Origin of the sequence: Marinomonas polaris DSM 16579, assembly GCF_900129155.1 — a bacterium.
GTDB classification, from domain to species: domain Bacteria; phylum Pseudomonadota; class Gammaproteobacteria; order Pseudomonadales; family Marinomonadaceae; genus Marinomonas; species Marinomonas polaris.
The window spans coordinates 21,496-42,467 of the sequence record NZ_FQVF01000011.1; the positions used below are offsets into that span (position 1 = coordinate 21,496).

The 20,972-nt window shown below is 44.6% G+C and carries 19 protein-coding genes; 6 read left to right on the top strand and 13 right to left on the bottom strand.

Annotated elements, in window-relative coordinates:
• Positions 1–5: 5 nt before the first annotated feature.
• From BUA59_RS12675 to BUA59_RS12720, 10 genes are all read right to left on the bottom strand, one after another.
• Positions 6–1,022, bottom strand: coding sequence for a FecR domain-containing protein (locus BUA59_RS12675; protein WP_072840071.1), 1,017 nt, complete (start codon positions 1,020–1,022; stop codon positions 6–8).
• A gap of 5 nt (positions 1,023–1,027) precedes the next feature.
• Positions 1,028–1,546, bottom strand: a complete 519-nt coding sequence (locus tag BUA59_RS12680) for a sigma-70 family RNA polymerase sigma factor (RefSeq protein ID WP_072840072.1) — start codon at positions 1,544–1,546, stop codon at positions 1,028–1,030.
• Between the two features lie 160 nt (positions 1,547–1,706).
• Positions 1,707–2,372: a glutathione S-transferase gene (locus tag BUA59_RS12685; RefSeq protein WP_072840073.1), complete on the bottom strand. Its 666-nt coding sequence runs from the start codon at positions 2,370–2,372 to the stop codon at positions 1,707–1,709.
• Between the two features lie 246 nt (positions 2,373–2,618).
• Positions 2,619–3,836, bottom strand: a complete 1,218-nt coding sequence (locus BUA59_RS12690) for a M20 family metallopeptidase (RefSeq protein ID WP_084122427.1) — start codon at positions 3,834–3,836, stop codon at positions 2,619–2,621.
• A 10-nt stretch (positions 3,837–3,846) separates the two neighbouring features.
• Positions 3,847–5,262, bottom strand: a complete 1,416-nt coding sequence (locus tag BUA59_RS12695; protein WP_072840074.1) for a M20 family metallopeptidase — start codon at positions 5,260–5,262, stop codon at positions 3,847–3,849.
• A 58-nt stretch (positions 5,263–5,320) separates the two neighbouring features.
• The gene (locus BUA59_RS12700; protein ID WP_072840075.1) at positions 5,321–6,154 is read right to left on the bottom strand and encodes an ATP-binding cassette domain-containing protein; all 834 of its coding nucleotides are present in this window, start codon (positions 6,152–6,154) and stop codon (positions 5,321–5,323) included.
• The gene (locus BUA59_RS12705; RefSeq protein WP_072840076.1) at positions 6,154–7,152 is read right to left on the bottom strand and encodes an ABC transporter ATP-binding protein; all 999 of its coding nucleotides are present in this window, start codon (positions 7,150–7,152) and stop codon (positions 6,154–6,156) included. Before BUA59_RS12705 ends, BUA59_RS12700 begins: the two co-directional genes overlap by 1 nt.
• Before the next feature lie 16 nt (positions 7,153–7,168).
• Positions 7,169–8,086, bottom strand: coding sequence for an ABC transporter permease (locus BUA59_RS12710; protein ID WP_072840077.1), 918 nt, complete (start codon positions 8,084–8,086; stop codon positions 7,169–7,171).
• Between the two features lie 10 nt (positions 8,087–8,096).
• Complete coding sequence (locus BUA59_RS12715; protein ID WP_072840078.1) at positions 8,097–9,014, bottom strand: ABC transporter permease; 918 nt, start codon at positions 9,012–9,014, stop codon at positions 8,097–8,099.
• A 115-nt stretch (positions 9,015–9,129) separates the two neighbouring features.
• Positions 9,130–10,704 carry an ABC transporter substrate-binding protein gene (locus BUA59_RS12720; RefSeq protein ID WP_139248881.1) on the bottom strand — a complete coding sequence of 525 codons (1,575 nt, stop codon included), beginning with the start codon at positions 10,702–10,704 and terminating at the stop codon, positions 9,130–9,132.
• Positions 10,705–10,909: 205 nt separating this feature from the next.
• On the opposite strand from BUA59_RS12720, the gene BUA59_RS12725 reads away from it, so the two are divergent.
• Positions 10,910–11,830 (top strand): LysR family transcriptional regulator, encoded by a 921-nt coding sequence (locus tag BUA59_RS12725; protein WP_072840079.1) that lies wholly within the window; start codon positions 10,910–10,912, stop codon positions 11,828–11,830.
• Between the two features lie 100 nt (positions 11,831–11,930).
• On the opposite strand, the gene BUA59_RS12730 is transcribed toward BUA59_RS12725, so the two are convergent.
• Complete coding sequence (locus BUA59_RS12730; RefSeq protein ID WP_072840080.1) at positions 11,931–13,268, bottom strand: D-serine ammonia-lyase; 1,338 nt, start codon at positions 13,266–13,268, stop codon at positions 11,931–11,933.
• Positions 13,269–13,297: 29 nt separating this feature from the next.
• Positions 13,298–14,785 (bottom strand): amidase, encoded by a 1,488-nt coding sequence (locus BUA59_RS12735; protein ID WP_072840081.1) that lies wholly within the window; start codon positions 14,783–14,785, stop codon positions 13,298–13,300.
• Between the two features lie 426 nt (positions 14,786–15,211).
• Between BUA59_RS12735 and BUA59_RS12740 the strand changes: the two genes are divergently transcribed.
• From BUA59_RS12740 to BUA59_RS12760, 5 genes are read left to right on the top strand one after another with little or no spacing between them, the layout of a single operon-like run.
• Positions 15,212–15,895, top strand: coding sequence for a thermostable hemolysin (locus tag BUA59_RS12740; RefSeq protein WP_072840082.1), 684 nt, complete (start codon positions 15,212–15,214; stop codon positions 15,893–15,895).
• Positions 15,895–17,391, top strand: coding sequence for an AMP-binding protein (locus BUA59_RS12745; protein WP_072840083.1), 1,497 nt, complete (start codon positions 15,895–15,897; stop codon positions 17,389–17,391). The genes BUA59_RS12740 and BUA59_RS12745 overlap by 1 nt, the downstream gene beginning before the upstream one ends.
• Complete coding sequence (locus BUA59_RS12750; protein ID WP_072840084.1) at positions 17,388–18,059, top strand: iron-containing redox enzyme family protein; 672 nt, start codon at positions 17,388–17,390, stop codon at positions 18,057–18,059. The genes BUA59_RS12745 and BUA59_RS12750 overlap by 4 nt, the downstream gene beginning before the upstream one ends.
• Before the next feature lie 7 nt (positions 18,060–18,066).
• Entirely contained in the window at positions 18,067–18,906 is an 840-nt protein-coding gene (locus BUA59_RS12755) for an SDR family oxidoreductase (RefSeq protein WP_084122430.1), read from the top strand.
• A complete protein-coding gene (locus BUA59_RS12760) occupies positions 18,903–19,538 on the top strand; it encodes a tetratricopeptide repeat protein (RefSeq protein ID WP_012071496.1) in 636 nt (211 codons plus the stop codon). Before BUA59_RS12755 ends, BUA59_RS12760 begins: the two co-directional genes overlap by 4 nt.
• 101 nt (positions 19,539–19,639) lie before the next feature.
• Here the strand turns inward: BUA59_RS12760 and BUA59_RS12765 are convergent, their stop codons facing one another.
• Positions 19,640–20,788 carry a N(5)-(carboxyethyl)ornithine synthase gene (locus tag BUA59_RS12765; RefSeq protein WP_072840086.1) on the bottom strand — a complete coding sequence of 383 codons (1,149 nt, stop codon included), beginning with the start codon at positions 20,786–20,788 and terminating at the stop codon, positions 19,640–19,642.
• Positions 20,789–20,972: the final 184 nt, after the last annotated feature.

The window sequence follows — 20,972 nt, forward strand, 5'->3', positions numbered from 1 at the left end:
GAGCACTACGCGGCGGAAATACTCACCCACCAAGACAATGGATGCTTTATACGAATAGGAAAAGATTTAGATAACATAGAAAGCACAAGATCCATATCGTGAATAGGAAAAGTCCCTACAACACGCAAGTCCGCTACACTAGGATCAAGATTAATATGGCCATAGTGATAGCGACCTATTTCCGCCATAAAATTTGCTAGCGGCATATCTTCAACAATTAATAATCCATTACGCCAAGACTCATAAAGCAAAGAAGCTGGCTGTGTATCAGCCATAGCATGAGAACTAAAAATCACCTCTTCCCCAGCATGAAGCGCCCTAGATAACTGTGAACCAAAAGGTGCAAGAGAAACCGCTCCTTCATAAACCGCTAGCACAGTTTGTTTATCCGATAGCTGGCGTACACAAAAACGAGTTTTGTCTACACCAGAGCGTATAACGCCATGAGCACAGGAAACAGAAAAAGCGCGGCTGTCAGAAGAAGCTTTAGTTTGTACCAAGATTTCTCCCGTCACGAGGGACAAATCTCGATAATCACGGCCATAGGATCGATTCATTGCACTATTGGTATTCAGCCAGGCCTTAGTGCCATCCTCTAAATCGTAAGCCGACACCTGTCCAACTTGAGTATGAAAATCAGCCATCCAAGCTGACGCTATTCTTGGCAATGGTGTTTCGCTCCAGCCAATCCAGCCTAATGCAGCTACACCAGTTACTCCTAGCACACCTTTCATCAACTGACGACGATTCATTGAACTGCTACTCATTGACCTGCTATTCATTGAACTAGTAGTGTCTAAAACATAGCGTGCCGACTGTTGGGATCCATTATCTTGAAAAGAGGAAAACATAGCGCCAACTGATTCAACTTGCAGCCATGCTTGCCGGTGTGCCTCATCTTCATTTAACCACTGCTGCCAAGCCAGCTGATCGGCTTCTGCAACGGGTTTATCAGCCAGCACAGCAAACCATTCGGCAGCTGCTTCTAAATGAACATAATTTGAAGGTTGGGAAGATGCCATAAAATCTAAAGAGACCGATCGGATTTAAACAAAAGACACTGCAACATCGCCTGTGCCATATAGCGCTTCACCATGCGCTCTGATACGGACAAACGCTCGGCAATTTCTCGGTAGGTCAAACCATGGAGCTGAGACAAAATAAGCGTATTTGCCACTTTTTTAGGTAACTTAGCGATCATCGCATCTAGTTCGCAAAGCAATTCAATCATAGAGGCTGAATGTTCTGCTGAAGGAACAAACTCTTCTTCGATATGTGCTAACGACTCCAACCAAGCCTGCTCAACCTGCTTTCGTCGCCAATGATCAATGTACAGGCCTTTGGCAATCGTACTCAAAAAGGCTCTCGCTTCGCCCATGTTAGAAAAGTATTTCGGTCTTTTAAGCAATCGCACAAAAGTATCTTGTGCAATATCTGCTGCCAATTCATGACAACCAAGGCGGCTACGAATCCATCCAGTGAGCCATGAGCTATGCTCAGCATAAAGCTCACCAACCTGTTGAGATTTTTGACGCTCAGGATTCATTGAACCGTTCAACCTCATTTCAATCAAAATATATTTTAGAAGCAGAAAAGTACAATAAATGAGAATGAATATCAATAAATGAAAAATATTTAAACATCAAACTAAAGACTATTATAAAGAATCATCTCTAGTTTGATGTAAGCAATACTTTAAAAAGAGACTACAAAGTAGTAAAAGCACCACCTTTTGCTAAAGCTTGTTGATAAGCTGGCACCGCTTCTACTTGCTTGATAAAACGAGCAATATTCGGAAACTCGGACAAGTTCATTCGAGTGCTCGACGCTTGCAATGGAAAACTCATCTGAATATCTGCAGCGCTTAATTCCTCACCGACAAACCATGTATGCTCACCCAGAGTTTTTTCAATAAACTGCATTTGAGGATTTATGCGCGGCATAATGAATTTTTCTTGGATTTTACTCGTTAATGCTTTTGCGATCGGCTTAATAAAGAAAGGCATCGGACTTTGTGGCACCTTCATCATCACCAACTTCATCACTAGCAAAGGCATCAAAGAACCTTCAGCAAAATGCAGCCAATAACGGTAATCCAATAACGCTTTGCCATCCGTCGGCCTCAGACGCTTTTCCGTATCATATTGATCTAACAAATATTCAATAATCGCTCCAGACTCAGCCACGGTTAAATCACCATCAGTAATTACTGGAGATTTACCCAGCGGATGCACTTTTTTCAAAGATTCAGGGCCAGAAGCGGTTTCAGGATCACGCTTGTATTCCACAATCTCATACTCAAGCCCAAGCTCTTCCAACAACCATAAAATACGCTGAGAGCGGGAATTCTCTAAGTGATGAACCGTAATCATATAATCTCCTTATTGTCTTATCAGGAACGAATATTATTAACTTTTACACTACAAGCTATACGCAATAAAGCAGAAAAGAGATGACTAGCTAAAAATAAAAACGTCAGTAGAAAATAAGAGCGCTTATGAAAGACTAAATAGTAAAGGCCACAAAAATCAAAAAAAGGCTTCCCAGTGGAAGCCTTTTTATAGATAAAATAAACTACACTCGATAATTTAATGACGAAAATGCTATTTTTCCAGCTTTTACGGCAGAAGCAACACACTCTTAGCAACAGCTTGAGTACGAGGCACAAAGGTATCCAACAAACAAAGCTCGCCATCAGTATGCATTTTTGCGCCTACGGGTCCTGTTCCACATAAGGTCGGAACGCCCATCGACGAGGTAAAACCAGCATCCGAACAACCACCAGTGAATTCCCCTTCTACGGTGAACCCCAGTGACTCTGCTTGTTTTTGATAGTGCGCCAATAAGACATCGCTCATGCTTGATTCAAAAGGATGGAACGCCGATATCAATCGCACAGAAGCGGTCACACCATTCAGTCTAGGCGTATCAACAATAGCCTGAATGGCGTCTATAGCATCGACCATTTGTTCTTTGGTGATATAGCGTAAATCCAATTTGGCGGTGGCATCTGAAGCCACAGTATTGGAAGACATACCACCGCTAATTAAACCAACATTGGTCGTTACACCGGTTTCGTAATTAGTCAACGCATGCAGCTCAGTGATGATCAGAGCCAAGCCACCAATTGCGCTGGCTCCATCGGCGTGGTTTACGCCAGAGTGAGCGGCTTTGCCTTTGACTAAAATTTCAAAGCTCGCACCGCCTTTTCGGGCCGACACAACATTGCCACTGATACGACCAGGTTCGGCATTGAATACGGCTTTTGCGCCCTTAACCATTTGCTGAATAACGTGTCGACCTTCTGGCGAGCCAATTTCTTCATCACCAGTGAACAAGCCAACAACGGGATGAGGCAATTCGGTGAGATCAGAGTTATTCAACAGATACTGCAAACCTCTTAAAACGAAGCAATTCAATACCAAGCCAGATTTCATGTCAGCTACGCCAGGCCCAAACGCCGTCATGCCGTCACGAGTAAAACCTCGCGTTGCCGTCGTTCCTTTGGGAAAAACTGTGTCCCTATGTCCCATAAGATAAATAGCAGGCTGTGCGTCTTTTTTATCAAATCCAGAAGCAATACGTGCTTCCAATACATCGCCAGAGCTAGCAGACTTATGCCATCGACATTCGATACCATCGGCTTCTAACCAAGACGCCATCAGCTTTCCTGCCGCATCAACGCCATCTTTGTCATAGCTGTTCGAGTCGGTATCGACTAATTTCTGTAGACATTGGATCATCTCGTCTTCTTGTGTTGCCAACCAGTCACAGAGTAAATCCGCATAAGGTGCGAGTGCGCTGTTGCTTACCTTTTTTGCTGTCGATAATGTCATTTTGCTCTCCTTAACGTTTGGCCTGAATTGATGAGCCTTGTTCGGATAAATCCCAAAAAAGTCCCGTCATTATCTGTAAGGCTTCACGACACACTGGCGCTAGAACGTGTTCATTTGGCGCATGTTGACTGCACGCTGGGTACGAATGCGGCACCCAAACGGTAGGTAAATTAAGAATATTGGCAAACACATCATTTGGCAGCGAGCCACCTAAATTAGGCAGTAACACAGGTTTCTTACCGGTAGTTTGAGCAAGCGACCCCAAAGCCCAATCCACCCAAGGGTCTTCAGGATCAAGACGCGTTGCCTCCATGATATGACCACTATCAGTGACTTCAACATCGCTGAAACCATGACGATCAAGATGGTCACGAATATGTTTTAAAAAGTTTTGGCTGTCGCTTTCTACCACAAAACGCAACTGACAATGAGCGCTAGCGTAACCGGGAATAGCATTTACAGGCATATCTGGATTACCAGTTTTGCACGCCAACATTTCCAAAGTGTTCCACGCAAACACACGCTCAGCAGGGGTTAAATCTGGCTCGCCCCAATTAGGATCAATGGCCGGGCTATTTGCACCCTCACCCACGGGAATGTCTTTTAAAGCAGCACGAACCGATTCAGGCAAGCGCGCAGGCAACAAGCCTTTGACAAGAATCTTACCTTTGGCATCCACCATGGAAGCCCAAGCATGGGCCAAGCGCGTACCAGCGTTGCTCAATAAGCCTCCCCAATTACCTGAATGATGGGCACCATCGCGCAACAGAACTTTTAAATCGAAACTAAATCCTCCTCGAGAACCGAGGAAAATTGTCGGGTGCTCAGCACTTAACCTTGGACCATCGGACGCAATAAACAAATCTGCCGCTAGTTCCTCTTTATGCAGTTCACAAAGCTCAGCCAATCCGGGTGAACCTGCTTCTTCGCCCATTTCTAAAATCACTTTAACGTTAAAGCCTAGCTTGCCTTCTTTCGCATCAATAACCTGTTTCAATGCAGCAAAATTGATAGTGTGCTGACCTTTATTATCCGCCGTTCCACGTCCATACCAACGGTCGCCATCTACCACTACTTTCCATGGCGATAATCCAGCTTTCCATTGATCGTCATAACCGCGCACGACGTCGCCATGACCATAGGTCAGCAACGTCAGTTGGGTTGGATCTTCGATTCGTTCGGCAATCAGAAATGGCCAAGAGCCCGGCTGTTTTGCTTCGGTAACTGGATTGGTAACAATACGTGATTGAAAGCCCAATGAAGCAAGTTCGGGCATAATAATGTCTTGCAAATAAGCATGTAATTGATCAAAGGCATCGTGGTTCTGGCTTTCACTGTGAACGCTAACACGTTGCTCTAAGGCAGTAAAAAAGGCACCGGAATCAAAGTAAGACTCCGCACCTTGAATGGTGGATTGACGACTCATGTTCTCTCCTTAAGTAAAATAAAAAGCAGGCTAAAGTGGCCCTTAAAAAATGAAAAAATTACGAAGCCTTATCCCATGTACTAGAGTCCAACACTTCAGGCAAACCTAGAGCGGGCTCTGGTGTTAAAACGGAAGACAACAAAGCTTGTGTATAAGGATGTTGTGCATTTTGAAAGATTTGTTCTCGGGTGCCCTGCTCGACAATTTTCCCGCGATACATCACTGCAACTCGATCCACCAAATGCTCAACCACACCAAGGTTATGACTGATAAATAAGTACGTCAGTCCTAGCTCTTTTTTCAGATCCATCAATAAGTTAAGAATTTGTGCCTGAACAGACACATCTAGCGCCGAAGTCGGCTCATCGCACACCAAAATGCTAGGTTTTAGAATCAAGGCTCGGGCAATAGCAACACGTTGACGCTGACCACCTGACAATTGCCCCGGATAATTTTTTAATAACCGCTCAGGCAAACCCACCAAATCGCTGATGTCTTTCACGGCTTTTTGCTGGCTTTTAGCATCGCCAATTTTATGCAGCTGCAATGGCAAACGAATAATTTGCTCAATAGTTTTACGTGGATTCAAAGAGGAATATGGGTCTTGAAAAATCGGTTGAAGCTGACGAGACATCGATAAACGAGAACTTGATCCTCTCGCCTTATCATTAATCAATACGTCGCCATTAGTAGGCTCTAATAAACCTAGAATCATTTTCGCCAAAGTACTTTTCCCGCAGCCTGATTCGCCAACCAAACCCAAGGTTTCACCGGGACGAATACGTAACGAAATGCCGTCTACTGCTTTCAGTAATGTAGGCTCTTTGAAAGCCCCATTTTTTAGATAAAAATGGCGCGACAAATTTGATAACTCCAAAGCATATTCTGACATTACACCGCCTCCCGAAATGACGACGCTGTAGCAATAGAACAACGTACTTGATGATCTTCTGAACCTAGGTGATTTTCTAAGCTAGGCGAACGGTAACAACACTCTCCAATAGAGACGCTACAACGGTTTTCAAAAGCACAACCTTTTAGTTCACCAATCAGACTCGGAACCACGCCCGGAATAGACTCCAAATGACTACCAGGTAAGGTTTTACCAGGAACAGGAATACAGTTGAGCAACCCTTTGGTATAAGGATGCTGTGGATCAGAAAACAAATCTTGCGCAGAAGCCGTTTCTACTACTTGTCCGGCATACATCACCGCTACACGATCGGCAATGCGTGCGACCACACCAAGGTCATGAGTGATAAAAATAACGGCGGTGCCAAATTCCTGCTGAAGTTCACGAATTAAACGTAATATCTGTGCTTGAATCGTCACATCTAGTGCCGTGGTTGGTTCATCCGCGATGATCAAGTCTGGCTCGCACATCAGCGCCATGGCGATCATCACTCGTTGACGCAAACCACCAGACAATTGATGTGGATACTGATCTAAACGCTTTTCTGGATACGGCACACCAGCGCACTCCAATAAATACACTGCGCGTTTTTTGGCTTCGTCTTTACTCACTTTTTTGTGCTTGATAATGCCTTCGCAAAGTTGATTACCTAACGTATAAGAAGGATTAAGAGAGGTCATCGGCTCTTGAAAAATCATCGACATACGCATGCCGCGCACTTGATTGCGCTCTTTTTTCGATAAGGATAATAAATCCATACCGTCAAATTGCATTGCGTCGGCGGTCACTTCAGCTCGCTTCGGCAATAGGCCCATCAGCGCCATAGAAGTCATGGATTTACCACAACCAGATTCCCCTACGATGCAGAGCATTTCACCTTTATTTACATGTAAATCGATACCACGCACCGCTCGCAAATCGCCATTTGGCGTTGGCAGACTGACTTGTAAATTTTTCACGTCGAGTATTCGTTTCATGATGTCTCCTCTGGCCTCAGTTCCGGCCTTCTGGTGCGTTCATATCACGCAAACCGTCACCCACTAAATTAATCGCCAATACCAACACCATCAGCGCAATACCGGGAATAGCAATGACCCAAGTTTTAAAAAACATGTACGCTTTGCCTTCCGAGATCATTAATCCCCAGGATGGCATTGGCGGCTGAACACCCAATCCTAAAAAGGACAAGGTCGCTTCTAGCAAGATTGCATGTGCCATTTCCAAGGTCATAACTACAATCAACGCGCTTAAAATATTAGGTAATAATTCCCGCACTAGGATGTAAGTTGTTGAAGCACCTAGTACTTTGGCCGAAGCTATGAATTCAGCATCCCGCAATTGCTGAGTCGTGGAGCGCGCCACCACCGCAAATCTATCCCACAACAACAACCCCAATAAGATGATAACCATTTGCAAGGAGCCACCTACCAAAGCAGACATAGCTAAAGCCACAAGAACAACAGGCATAGCCAAACGCGTGGTAATGATGTAGCTGATTACTGCATCGACTCGGCCACCAAAATAGCCAGCCAGAACACCCAAAGTCGTACCAATTAGCCCAGAAATAAGTGCTGCGGACAAACCAATCGTCAGCGAAATCCGCGCCCCGTAAAGCAAGCGACTTAGGTAATCTCGGCCTAATTTATCGGTGCCAAAGATATGCTCCCAAGAACCTTTTTCGTGCCAAACAGGTGGGATCATGCGCTGAGAAATATTTTGTAAATAAGGATCATGAGGTGCCAACCAAGGCGCTAATATCGCCAGCACCACAATCAGACCAAGAATAATTGAGCCCATTAACAAACCACGGTGACCCAAGAAGCGATTCATCATTCGGCGCCACTCAGGAACCACTGGCAAAAAAGTATTTGCGCTAGGAGCGGTTGAAACAGTAGAAGTAGAATCAGACATAGTAGACACCTCAGCGAACACGCAAACGTGGATCAAGCATGGCGTTGATCACATCTGCTAGAAAAGTTAACAGGATATAAAACACCGCAATAATCAACACCACGGCTTGCACCACTGGATAGTCATTACGGGTGATCGCATCCCACGCGAGCTGCCCCAAACCTTTTAAAGAAAACACCGATTCGATAACCACCGAGCCGCCTAACATAAAACCCAGTTCAACCGCCGCCAAGGCCACAACAGGAATCACCGCATTGCGCAAAGCGTGTTTAAAGATGACAGAAGATTCATTCAAACCTTTAGAACGAGCGGTACGAATGTAGTCAGAATTCAATACTTCAAGCATGCCTGTACGCGTTAAGCGCATCATGGCTGGCATGGCGTAATAGCCCAAAGCGATAGCAGGTAAAACAAAGTGCTGCCATGTCTCATTACCGCCAGCAGGTAACCAATGCAAGTTAACCGCAAACACCACAATCAGAGTTAAACCAAACCAAAAGCTCGGCATAGCTTGACCAATAACCGCGATGGTCAACGCCAAGCGATCGATCCAAGTATCTTGCTTAATAGCAGCAATCACACCAAGAGGGATGGCAATTACCGTTGCTAATCCTAATGCTAAACCACCTAGTGTCAGAGTTACCGGTAAACGATCACTAATCAGTGACATTACGGTATCTTGAAAATAATAAGAGCGACCAAAATCCAATTGAACAGCTGACCATAGCCAATCAAAGTATTGATAAACCATCGGCTTATCCAAACCAAAATCGATTCTGATTTGCTCCACCTGTTCAGCGGTAGACTCAGGTCCAGCAATCGAAATAGCCAAATCACCAGACAAATGCAGCAACATAAAGCTCACGATAGACACAGTGATTGCCACACTCAACGCCACCAGTAATCGACGAAATATAAATACCAACATAAAAAACCTCACAACCGCCTTTGTGACTTTGAACCTTTGTACCCTTTATCACTAGGCACAGGAGCAAAGGTTCAAACTAGCGACGCTTACCACAAAGTAGTAAGCGTCTTACTAATTACTTCCAGCTTGATTCTACGAAGCGCGGTAACTCATCAGGGTAAGGTGTGAAGTTCAACTCTTTACTGAAGGCGTAATTACTTGAATAAGAAAACATTGGCGCCCAATAAGCCTCTTCAGTAATTTTCTTAATCGCTTCACTGTAATTCTTTTTACGAATTTCAGGGTCAACGTTGGTATCCGCTGCATTGACTAAAGCGATCACCTCTTTGTCATGGTTCATGTCATCCGCGCCACCATTAAAATAAACGCTGGTCATGGCGGAAGCATCGTTCACAGAATAAGAACCCCATGTTTGGAAAGCCAAGGGAACGTTTCCTGAACGCTGCTCTTTGCGCAATGCTGCATAGGTCAACATGTGCATTTTAGCGGTGATACCAACTGCTCGAAGGTTACCTAGAACAGCCTCAGCTAAATCCATATCTCGGTAAGCATAAAAATCAGTTTGGAAACCATTTGGGTAGCCAGCTTCTGCAAGCAAGGCTTTCGCTTTGGTTGGGTTATAGTCGAATTTTTTCGCAGCGGACACATCACAACCAAACTGGGAAGGGAAACACGGCGTATAAATGGCACGACTGCCGCCACGAACTAATTCATTTGCTAGCGCATCACGATTAATCGCGTAGTTCACTGCCTCACGAACTAGCTTATTGTGGAATGGCGAATCTTTTAGAGCTTCGCTGCTGGTATCCATTGCCAAATAGCCAACTCGCATAGTTTCGGAACTAATTACTTCCAAATTTGGCATCATTTTCATTTCATCCGCCTGATCGGACGGTACACGCCATGTCCAATCCACACCGCCGGTCATCAGCTGAGCAAGGCGAGCATCAGGATCAGGAATGACTTTGAATTGAATTTTTCCGATTGCAGGTTTTTTAATCGGACCACCGTCAAAGTAGCCTTCATAACGTTCTAGGTTCGCGCCTTCACCACTCAGTACTTCAGTGATTTTATAAGGGCCTGTACCAATAGGTGCTTTGGCATAGCCTTCAATGCCAACCGACTTAAAATATTTTTCAGGATAGATAGGCGTTGGGCCAGACAAGTATTCCAATGCTGCGGGGAAAGGTTGCTTTAGTACCAAACGTACAGTGTATTCATCTACTTGCTCAGCATGATCGATCCAATCGACGTTTTGACGCGTGACGATTTTAGACTCAGGAGACGTAACATAATTAAAGGTGAAAGCCACATCCGCCGCGCTGAAAGCATCACCATTTTGGAAAGTGACGCCCTTACGTAAAGTAAAAAGCAAATGCGTTGGATCTTCCCATTTCCAGCTGGTCGCTAACAAAGGCTGATATTCGCCGGTTTCCATATCTCGATGAATCAACGTATCCCAAGCAAGATGAGACAGGATAATACCTTCCCTCACATTGTTGTGATAAGGACTGACGTTTTCCGGCTCAAGCCCTACAGCGTACACCAAGGTGTCATTTGCCTTATTCGCTAATGCTGGCGCTGTCACACCAACCAAAGAGCAAGCGATAAGAGCACTGACCAGCGTTCGACGTGGAGCGCGGTCTAATACTTGACGTCGAGAAAAATGGTTATGACTGAGTTTTTTCATCGTTTCGTTCCTTTTACATTTTTTTAATGTGATATTCATGCAGTGCAACTTTCATTTTTCATTCACATTATGCAAAAAATACCATTGCCACAATTAAAAAAAATGCAAAGAATCGTTGCCAAAAAAGCATGGCTATGGCGAAATGATAAAAAATATAAAATCTAATAAAAATCGCCAACGTTCGTTAAAATGCAGGAAAAACACGATGGAAGCCGCATTAAGATTACAAGATACCGCGCTACGCTATTTTTTAGAGGTCGCAAGATATGGATCGATAAGCGAAGCTTCTTTGCACTTAAATGTGGCAGCAAGCGCAATTAGCAGGCAGATAAATAATCTAGAAGATATTCTCAGTACAACCTTATTTGAGCGCCGCCCTCGAGGGATGGAATTGAGTGCAGCAGGTGAAATGCTCGCGGTTTACGCTCGTAAAAACGCACTAGAATCGGACAGAATTGTATCGGAAATTGCCGCTTTGGAAGGTCTTAATCGAGGCCATGTGAAAATTTCTTGCTCGGAAGGTTTTGCAATGGAATTCTTGCCTCGTAACATTGCAAGTTTTCGAGAACAACATGAAGGCATTCATTTTCAGATCAATGTCAGCTCGCCTGGGGAAGTATCACGACGCGTTAGCCATGGCGATGCCGACATAGGAGTGACCTTAAGTTTATCTCCAGCCAAAGATATTCAAGTCGCCTACCGACAACCTTCTCCGATCCTCGCTGTGGTAAATCCAAATCACCCATTGGCTAACAAAAAAAACGTCTCCCTAGCCCAATTACAGCCATATCCAATAGCCCTACCGGAAGAAAGCACCACTGTCAGACAGCTGTTTGATATCTGCTGTAGCCGTTTAAATTTGTTATTCGATCCTGTTTTAGTATCCAACAATATGGCGACTTTAAACCGCTTTACGACTTATGACGGCGGTATTCATCTTGCGGGTGAAATTTCCATACGTCATCAACTGGCCAGTAGCGAATTGGTCGCTATCCCGATTCGAGATAGGGGGATGGACATCCGCAACATTGAAGTACAAACCCTATCAGGACGAACCTTGCCCGCTGCAGTGAGAGTATTCTTAGATTATATGATCGAAAAAATGCAGAATGAAAAAAGCATCTAAGACATAGACTCAGCACTACTTTCAATTTTTAAGATATAAAAAAAGAGCCAAAGACGACCTTTGGCTCAATTCATCAAAACAATAATGCTGTGCCTTTTTTCTAGAAACCTCTACCCTTTTCCAAGAGAGCCTTACCTTTCTGATAATAGGCTTTTCTTTCTTCTTCTGGCACCATGTCGCCGCCAGTTGCCCACATAATATGTGTCGCTTGCGACATTTTTTCTTCGATTTGGTGAGCCGTTAGGTAATCATGCCCTTCGGTTAAAATTCGCAGCACACCACTTGCACCAGCGGCGCCAGACGGCTCTACAGGAATACCTTCAGCATCCACCAGCATGGCTAAATGGCGATACATATTGTCATCAGATACGGTATAAACACCGCTGAGCAGTGAATCCATCATTGGGCCAACAAAAGCAGAAGGTCGGCCAACGGCTAAACCATCGGCACAGGTTTGATTATCGATACCCAGTTCTTGTACAGAAATGCCGTTATGCAAAGCCGTTTCCATTCCTAACACCATACAAGGAGAATGCGTCGGTTCTGCAAAAAAACAATGCACATGATCACCAAACACCTGTTTCAGGCCAAAGGTAATACCGCCAGGCGCGCCGCCGACACCACAAGGCAAGTAGACAAACAAAGGATGATCTTTATCGACGACAATACCCTGCTCGACCAGCTGCTTTTGCAATTGTAATGCCGCCACGCTGTAGCCTAAAAACAATGACTTAGAATCTTCATCATCGATAAAATACGCCGTATCCTTTTGCATGGCTTCCTGTCGACCTTGTTCCACTGCCACCCCATAATCAGCAGTATGTTCAACGACATTGACGCCTTTGCTTCTTAGCAAGGCTTTTTTCCATTCACGGGCATCAGACGACATGTGAACCGTGACATCAAAGCCCAATTTGGCGCTCATAATGCCAATGCTTAAGCCAAGATTTCCGGTTGAACCGACAACTATTTGATGCTTTGAAAATAACTCTCGAAAATGCTCTAAATCACAAGCCCGATAATCGTCACTGGTTTTTAATAAGCCATTTGCTAGCGCCAAACGCTCGGCATGCAATAAGACTTCATAAATACCACCACGAGCTTTAATAGAGCCAGCAATCGGTAATTGATTGTCGCACTTCACCCATAAACGGCCGGGGATTTCTAGATTCAGCGAATCCGACAAAGCTCGCTGCATAGCAGGAATGGCCTTTAACTCAGATTCGATGATGCCGTTAGTAACCGCCGTTTCGGAAAACACTTGAGCAAGATAAGGCGCAAAACGCGTGAGTCGATCAGAGGCATCTAGCATGTCTGACATTTGCAGAGACAGCTTAGATTGCACTTCATCAAACTGCATTTTTTTCGGATTAAACCAAGTGATTTCCTGCAACGCAATGAGCGACTGCACAACAGGGGTAGAAATATAGTCGGTCACTTAAATACTCCATGAAAGCTTTCGATAAATTAAAATCCCATAAAACCGTCTGTATTTTTCAACGCTGGCAAACGAGACAACATGGCGATATCGACTCTGGGGCGCGCGAGATCAGGTGTTTTTTCTAACAAGGCTTCTAACGATTTGGCAAACGCCAAGGTGGATAAATCGTCACCTCGTCGACCAATAATTTGCAAACCAAATGGCATGTTGTTTTTGTCTCGGCCCACTGGCAGAGTCACAGACGGATGACCTGTTAAAGTCGATGCGTACGCCATAGAAAGCCAGTGATAATAGCTTTGTGTCGGCTTGCCATCAATCTGCTCTGGGTAAAGTTCATGCCAATCTCGTGGGCTAATCGTCGTGGTTGGCGCCAAAATAAAATCATACTCATCAAAAAACAGCTGCCACGCACGATACATCACGCTTTGTTTGTTTAGCGCACTGACTACATCTAATGCGCTGTATGACTCGCCTTCTTCAATATTCATCAAAATATTTGGCCCCATTTGATCTGGGTATTTGTGGGACAAATCGCGGTGATGACCAGAAAAGTTAAGCGCTCTTAACACAGCAAAAATATGATCGGCGTTGTCGCAATTAGGATGCGCATTGTCACATTGGGCGAATACAGAACCAAACTTGTCGATTTTTTCTTGGAAGGATTCTTTGATCAAATTTTCCGTCATGGCAAAGCCAAAGTCGTTGGTAAAAGCCACTTTAGCGCTACTCAGATCAAAGTCCGGTAAGTGACGATAAGCATCGGCATTGTGTTGCCCAACGCCCTCCACCACAGAGACCCAAGGATCACGACGATCAGAGCGAATCATCTGCGATAACATCAAGCCAACATCTTCGACTGAACGAGCCATCGGCCCATTGGTTGGTAGAGGAATTAAGCCGATAGGCCGACTATGTCCAGGCACCACGCCTGGAGAAGGACGAAAGCCAACTACGCCACAAAAGGCCGCTGGATTACGCAAGCTGCCGCCAGTATCCGATCCGGTTGCTAATGGCGTCATGCCACAAGCCAAAGCCACCGCCGAGCCGCCAGAAGATCCGGCCGCCGAACGAGTCACATCAAACGGGTTCGCCGTCGCACCATAAACAGCATTGCGTGTATTGCCACCCGCACTCCATTCCGGATTATTGGCTTTGCCCAGCGGCAAAGCGCCTGCTTGGCGTAACTGCGCAACCATTGGGTCATCGGATGTAGCCATATTATCTTTGTAAATAGTACTGCCGAATGTCGTTGGGAACCCCGTTAGGTCAACCATGTCTTTCACGCTCAATGGCAAACCATGCAGCACACCCAAGGGCTCACCTTTATCGATGGCTTTTTGAGCTCGCTTAGCTTGAGCCATTAGATCGTCTGGGTCACAAGCAACAATCGCATTCACCGCATGATTCACTGCATTCATTCGCGTAATACAGCTTTGCGCCAACTCCATAACAGACAATGACTTTTGCGCCATCAATCGGCGCGCTTCGGCTGCATTTAGATCACAAGCTTCCATCCATACCTTCTTAGTGAGTTATTCACATCTTAATTAAATTAAAACGATGTTAAGCCTCAAAAAGGCATCGAAAAAGCGGAATAATTCGAAGGTATCCATGCATTTTAGGCAAAGCAAGTGGCCTCCTTAAAATAATAAAACACTCTCGATAACTTCTTGCCCATGCGTCTAAACCTAGCTAGCTCCAATCGCTTAATTTTCCATGTGCTTTCTTAAGCATCCTTAAGGAAAGTGCTTTTCTTAAGCCTCTAAGAGGCTTCAATAAAATTAAAAATAGAAGATAAGCACATGATATTAAAAGGTTTATTAATTACTAATCACGTGGAAAACTTTTTTATTATTATTAATAAAATACTTTTTCGACGTAAGTTTTTCTTAATTCTAAGTCTCTAATCTGAAGCTATACAAATTGAGGTGTTTTCCACTATGCAGCATTCAGATTCATTACAGACCAACAAAGAGCGAACCATTGTCGCCACCCCAACCATGCCCTATGAGTTTGTTGCTGCTAATGCAGACGGTTACGCTCGACGGGATTTAGAAACTTTTGTCAAAGACGGTTTTGCGAAAAAATACCAAGCGGATGTGAACACTTTCATGCCGATTCTGCTTGGTATTAAAGCACAAGGTTTAAGAGCAGTGATGGGCGTTCGTCGCGGCACTCAGCCATTATTTGTCGAACAATATTTACCTGTTTCAATCACCGAGAGCTTAGAAAAACACGGCATCTGGACCGAACGCACCAGTGTTGCAGAGTTAGGTAATCTCTATAGTCAAAACCAGCGTTTTACCTTGCCCTTATTAATGACGGTAGTGATGGGTCTATACCTTTCCGAGGTGAGCTACTTAGTTTTTGCCGGTACAGATAAGGTGCGCCAGCTACTGGGAAAACTAAAACTGCCACTTACCTTTTTAGCCGATGCAAACCCTAACTTGCTAAAAAATGACGGCACTCAATGGGGCAGTTATTACGACAACAACCCCAAAGTAATGTTTTTGGACGTGAAAAAAGCAGTCGCACTAGCACTGCAGCAACCTGAACTAGAAGCCTTAATGGATCTTGTTCAAGCAAATTTCCAACACCTATTGCAGCAGCTAAGGAACGCATAATGTGGTATTTCTCTTCACCAGAATGGGCAAATAAAATCGCCCTAGTACAACAAGACAAACAGCTAACCTATCAAGCGCTAGCCAATGCTGTGACCGCTCGTAAAAACTGGCTGATAGAGCAACAAGTGTCTCGGGTTGCCGTCGCCATGGATAACACCATTGAATGGGTATTGTTTGACCTAGCATGCCAAGACGCAGAGCTTTGTTGCGTGCCAGTACCGAGCTTTTTCAGCCCTCAACAAACGGCTCACTTGCTTAATGAAAGCAGCATCGAATTGATGCTAACACAAGACAACAATAGTCCCAGTAACAGGAACAGCCCAGCTAACAATGATGCGACGGATAGCCCGTTTGCAGGTGTTTATGCCACTCGTTTAACGGTACAACATGAGCCCAAAATTCCAGCTGGGACGAATAAAATCACCTTTACATCTGGCACCACAGGCAGTCCGAAAGGCGTCTGTTTGAGCAACGAAGCACAATTAAATGTCGCGCACTCTCTTGCTGATGCAGTAGCGCTACAAGACGTTCGCCATTTGTGTTTATTACCTTTGGCGACTTTGTTAGAAAATATCGCGGGTATTTATGCACCTCTTTTAGTTGGCGGCACCATTATTTTAGCAAGCCAAGAAGAACGTGGTTTTAGTGGCAGCCGTTTGGCTCAACCGCAACAATTACTAGCACTGATCAGCCAGCAACAACCAACCAGTTTGATTTTAGTACCAGAGCTGCTTTCGCTGTTTGTTGGTGCCTGTCAGCAAGGTTGGAAGCCTCCACAGTCCTTAAGATTTATAGCTGTTGGCGGCGGAAAAGTCGCTGCAGGTTTAGTGCAAAAAGCACACGTTCTTGGTTTACCTGTTTATCAAGGTTATGGCTTGTCTGAATGCGCGTCTGTGGTGTCATTAAATACACCTATGCAAGAAGACCAAGCCTCTGCCGGAGCCGTGTTGCCCCATAATCAATTACATATTGAGCAAGGAGAATTAGTAATCACTGGCAACCTTTTCCTTGGTTACCTAAATCAACCAGAAAGCTTTTATCCACAAGAAGTACGCACTGGAGATTTAGTCAGCTTAACAAACGGTTTTCTGAACATTGATGGGCGCCAGAAGAACATCATCATTAACTCTTTTGGTCGCAACTTGTCACCAGAATGGGTAGAAGCCGAACTCATGGCAACGGGTTATTTCCGCGAAGCATTGGTGTTTGGTGAAGCAAAACCTTATTGCGGCGCATTACTCAGCCCTGCAGCAGCGCACATAACCGAAGAGCAAATTCAACAAGTGGTTTCCATGGTGAATCAACACTTGCCAGATTACGCTCGTATTGGCACTTGGCTTCCACTAGCGCAGCCATTGATGAGCATTCCAGGCATGGTCACCGCTACAGGAAAACCGATTCGCGATAAAATTTTGGCGCATTTTGCCGACCAAATTGAACCCTTATACCAAGACACTTTTTTACAATTAAACACCGCATTTGGAGAATCACTATGACACTTTATCAACGCCTACAACAAGAAACCCTAGCCGAAAGACAATACTTGGTGACATCACCTATTATTCAGCGCTGTTTCCATGGCCAAATTACTTTAGAAAACTACATCGATTTTTTGACTCAGGCTTATCATCACGTCAAACACACAGTGCCATTATTGATGGCTGTGGGTAGTCGTTTATCGGAAGAAAAAGAATGGCTACGGGAAGCTGTTGGCGAATACATTGAAGAAGAAATGGGCCATCAAGAATGGATCCTAAACGACATCGCAGCCTGTGGTGCGGACAAAGAAACCGTACGCAGAAGCCTGCCAGCAGCGGCAACAGAATTGATGGTAGCGTACGCCTACGACGCAGTAAATCGTATCAATCCATTGCGTTTTTTCGGCATGGTTTTCGTGCTTGAAGGCACCAGCATTGCCTTAGCTGATAACGCTGCAGAACAAATCAAAAACAAACTCGACTTACCTGCGAATGCCTTTAGCTACTTGCGTTCACATGGCTCATTGGATCAAGAACACATCGTCTTCTTTGAAAACCTGATGAATAAAATCACTGACAAAAACGAACAAGATCAGATCATTCACAGTGCAAAAATGTTTTTCAAACTTTACGCCAATATTTTCCGCGAGCTAGACAGTACAGCAGCTCAAGCCGACGCGGCATAGGAGAAGCATGATGCAATGGCAACAACAAACCTGTTTATTAACTGGCGCGACGGGCGGCATAGGTCAAGCAATCGCGAAAGCCTTAGCCAACAAAGGGGTAAGCTTGATACTGCAAGGTCGAAGTGAATCTCGCTTGCAACAACTTAGCGATTCTTTGACTGGCGAACATAAGATACTCGTGGCGGACATCACCACAATACAAGGCCGTGAAAAAATCTGCCGCATGGCTGAATTGAACGCAATCAGTATGTTGATTAATAACGCAGGCGTTGGGCAGTTCTCTTTACTGGAAGAGACAGAAGAAGCCGTCATTGTAGACACCTTAGAAATCAACTTATTAGCACCAATTCTACTTATTCAAGAATTACTGCCTTTGTTGCAAAAAGCCGATCAACAGCAACCAGCACCGTCATACGTGATCAATGTTGGCTCAGCGTTTGGCAGCATAGGTTTCGCTGGACAATCGATTTACTGCGCCAGCAAATTTGGTCTACGAGGTTTTACTGAAGCCTTGTACCGTGAATTAGCAGATACGAATGTTCATATTAGTTACTTTGCGCCACGAGCAACCGCCACCAGCATTAACAGCGATCAAGCAATGGCGATGAACAAAGCCTTGGGCAATAGCGTAGATTCACCAGAAAGCGTTGCTAACGCCCTTATTCAACAACTTGAAAAAGGTCACGCCAGACTGTTTGTCGGTTTTCCTGAAAAGCTCTTTGTCAAAATCAACGGTGCTTTTCCACATATTGTGGACAAAGCTCTGTTTAAAAAACTTCCGATTATTAAACGCTTTCTACGTCGTGAAAAAGACGTCGAGCAAACAGCACAAGAGGTATTATCATGAAATCATTTATTACTGCTAGCCTACTCACTCTCGGCTTAGTTTCCTCTACTTGGGCCGCTGGCACCTCTAGTTTGTTAGAGATTCAACAGCGTTGGGCGCAAATTAACTATCAAATGGAAGACGATGCCAAAGAAGCAGCGTTTAACGACCTTGCGATCAAAGCGCAGGAACTGGTTAATGCAGAACCGAATAATCCAGACGATCTGATTTGGCTTGGTATTATTCAATCGAGCACTGCGGGTGCAAAAGGCGGATTAGGTGCGTTATCTTTAGCGAAAGCGGCGAAAAAGTCATTCGAAGACGCTATTACGATTAATCCTAGTGCTTTATCGGGTTCCGCAATGACAAGCTTAGGCGTGCTTTATCATAAAGTACCAGGTTGGCCGATTGGCTTTGGTAGCGACAAAAAGGCCAAAGAATTACTGGTGCAGTCTTACAAACTGAACCCTACAAGCATCGACAGTAACTACTTCCTTGCAGAGTTTTTATACGACGATGGTGACTATGAAGGAGCGAAACAACACCTAGAAAAAGCCCAAAAAGCCGCTCCTAGACCAACTCGCCCTATCGCAGACATAGGTCGCCACAAAGAAGTGGATGCTTTGATGGAAAAAGTAAATCAGAAGCTATAACACAAACCAAAAAGCACAAATAAAACCACAGTAAAATCATCACAGCCAATATTCCATCTAATACTGGAATGTTGGCTGTTTAGTTTTTTGCCTTGTGCTATTTACACCGTTAGCGCGGCATAAGGCGATGTGGTTTCCCGATGTTGAAAGGATAAGATCAGTGGATTTTTAATCACGCCTTCATCGATGTTTATCGCGCGACGAATGGTTTCGTTTTGCTGCCAATGCTCGCGGCCTTCTAAGACGTTTTCTAAGTAGACAATCAAGGCCGCTGAAATGGAGCGCGTAGCGCTTTCCCACAGGTAGCTTGGCGTATGATCGACGGCGTAATAGTCGATGGTGTTGTACTGAAACATTGGCTCTTGGAAGCTGGTCGGCTTTGCAAAGAAAAAGCCCATGCCTTCGTCACAGCTGACGTCGATGATTAAACAATTTGGTTTCAACGATGCCGCTTCGGATTCGATAATAAAATTGGTCGGATGATCTGTTTCTTGGAAAGTACCATTCACGATAATATCCGTTTCACCAATCAGCTCAGTCAAAGGACGAATCGTGCCGTCGTGTTCAACCACCACCATGCGCGCTTCACCTTTTTCTCCTTCGCGTACTTTTACATAATGACAATCAAGTACTTCTTCACGTACTTCATGATCTGGTCGCTGAATACAAATGGTGATATCACGAAATCCGTGGGCTTTAAGCGCATAAATCGCACCGCGACTTACTGCTCCAAAGCTAAAAATAACCACTTTACGCTGGTTGCCATAATGTCCGTCGATGCCTTTTAACTGCAAGGCATGAATCACCGCACAATAACCGGCCATTTCATTGTTTTTATAAAAGGTATGACGACCAACTTGTCCCGTTGGAGACCAGACAAACATGTCTTCGAAAGCAATCAAGGTGAGCTTGCGATCCAGTGCCGCTTGGGTAATCTCCCGTTGTTGCACGCAATGAACATAACCCCACAAAATGCCGCCTTCGCGTAATTCTTCTAAATCGGCCAATACCGGTTTGGCTATAATTACCGCACCAATGTCGGCAAGTATTTCATGACGTGTGGCAATGCCGCCAGTTTGTGCTGCAATCTCGTCGTCAGAAATATTAAACGCTGATCCGTAGCCTTCTTCAAAAATTAAGCGATGACGAAGATATTCAGGAATGCGAGCTAAATGCTCCGGATGGATAGGATAACGTCGCTCATCTGTTTTTCTAGATGTACCGATCACGCCAAAAGTTAGTTGACTCATACTGTTTCCTTTTTAATAAAGAATTTAATAAAAATATAAACTTGTTTGAGTTCACAAACGCGTGATCAACCACGCCAATAAACTGGTTTAGATCTGTTAAATGTCGTTAGAATTATTATTAATACTGCTGATGTATAAAAGATACGAAGTGGTCTGAGAGGGACATCCAATCTTGCAAAAGTAG

Bases quoted from the DNA above. Each gene is read 5' to 3' on its own strand.
- BUA59_RS12765 (WP_072840086.1), bottom strand. From the start codon at position 20,788: ATGAGTCAACTAACTTTTGGCGTGATCGGTACATCTAGAAAAACAGAT.
- BUA59_RS12675 (WP_072840071.1), bottom strand. From the start codon at position 1,022: ATGGCATCTTCCCAACCTTCAAATTATGTTCATTTAGAAGCAGCTGCC.
- BUA59_RS12750 (WP_072840084.1), top strand. From the start codon at position 17,388: ATGACACTTTATCAACGCCTACAACAAGAAACCCTAGCCGAAAGACAA.
- BUA59_RS12720 (WP_139248881.1), bottom strand. From the start codon at position 10,704: ATGAAAAAACTCAGTCATAACCATTTTTCTCGACGTCAAGTATTAGAC.
- BUA59_RS12695 (WP_072840074.1), bottom strand. From the start codon at position 5,262: ATGAGTCGTCAATCCACCATTCAAGGTGCGGAGTCTTACTTTGATTCC.
- BUA59_RS12710 (WP_072840077.1), bottom strand. From the start codon at position 8,086: ATGTCTGATTCTACTTCTACTGTTTCAACCGCTCCTAGCGCAAATACT.
- BUA59_RS12740 (WP_072840082.1), top strand. From the start codon at position 15,212: ATGCAGCATTCAGATTCATTACAGACCAACAAAGAGCGAACCATTGTC.
- BUA59_RS12680 (WP_072840072.1), bottom strand. From the start codon at position 1,546: ATGAATCCTGAGCGTCAAAAATCTCAACAGGTTGGTGAGCTTTATGCT.
- BUA59_RS12685 (WP_072840073.1), bottom strand. From the start codon at position 2,372: ATGATTACGGTTCATCACTTAGAGAATTCCCGCTCTCAGCGTATTTTA.
- BUA59_RS12700 (WP_072840075.1), bottom strand. From the start codon at position 6,154: ATGTCAGAATATGCTTTGGAGTTATCAAATTTGTCGCGCCATTTTTAT.
- BUA59_RS12755 (WP_084122430.1), top strand. From the start codon at position 18,067: ATGATGCAATGGCAACAACAAACCTGTTTATTAACTGGCGCGACGGGC.
- BUA59_RS12760 (WP_012071496.1), top strand. From the start codon at position 18,903: ATGAAATCATTTATTACTGCTAGCCTACTCACTCTCGGCTTAGTTTCC.
- BUA59_RS12735 (WP_072840081.1), bottom strand. From the start codon at position 14,785: ATGGAAGCTTGTGATCTAAATGCAGCCGAAGCGCGCCGATTGATGGCG.
- BUA59_RS12715 (WP_072840078.1), bottom strand. From the start codon at position 9,014: ATGTTGGTATTTATATTTCGTCGATTACTGGTGGCGTTGAGTGTGGCA.
- BUA59_RS12725 (WP_072840079.1), top strand. From the start codon at position 10,910: ATGGAAGCCGCATTAAGATTACAAGATACCGCGCTACGCTATTTTTTA.
- BUA59_RS12705 (WP_072840076.1), bottom strand. From the start codon at position 7,152: ATGAAACGAATACTCGACGTGAAAAATTTACAAGTCAGTCTGCCAACG.
- BUA59_RS12745 (WP_072840083.1), top strand. From the start codon at position 15,895: ATGTGGTATTTCTCTTCACCAGAATGGGCAAATAAAATCGCCCTAGTA.
- BUA59_RS12690 (WP_084122427.1), bottom strand. From the start codon at position 3,836: ATGACATTATCGACAGCAAAAAAGGTAAGCAACAGCGCACTCGCACCT.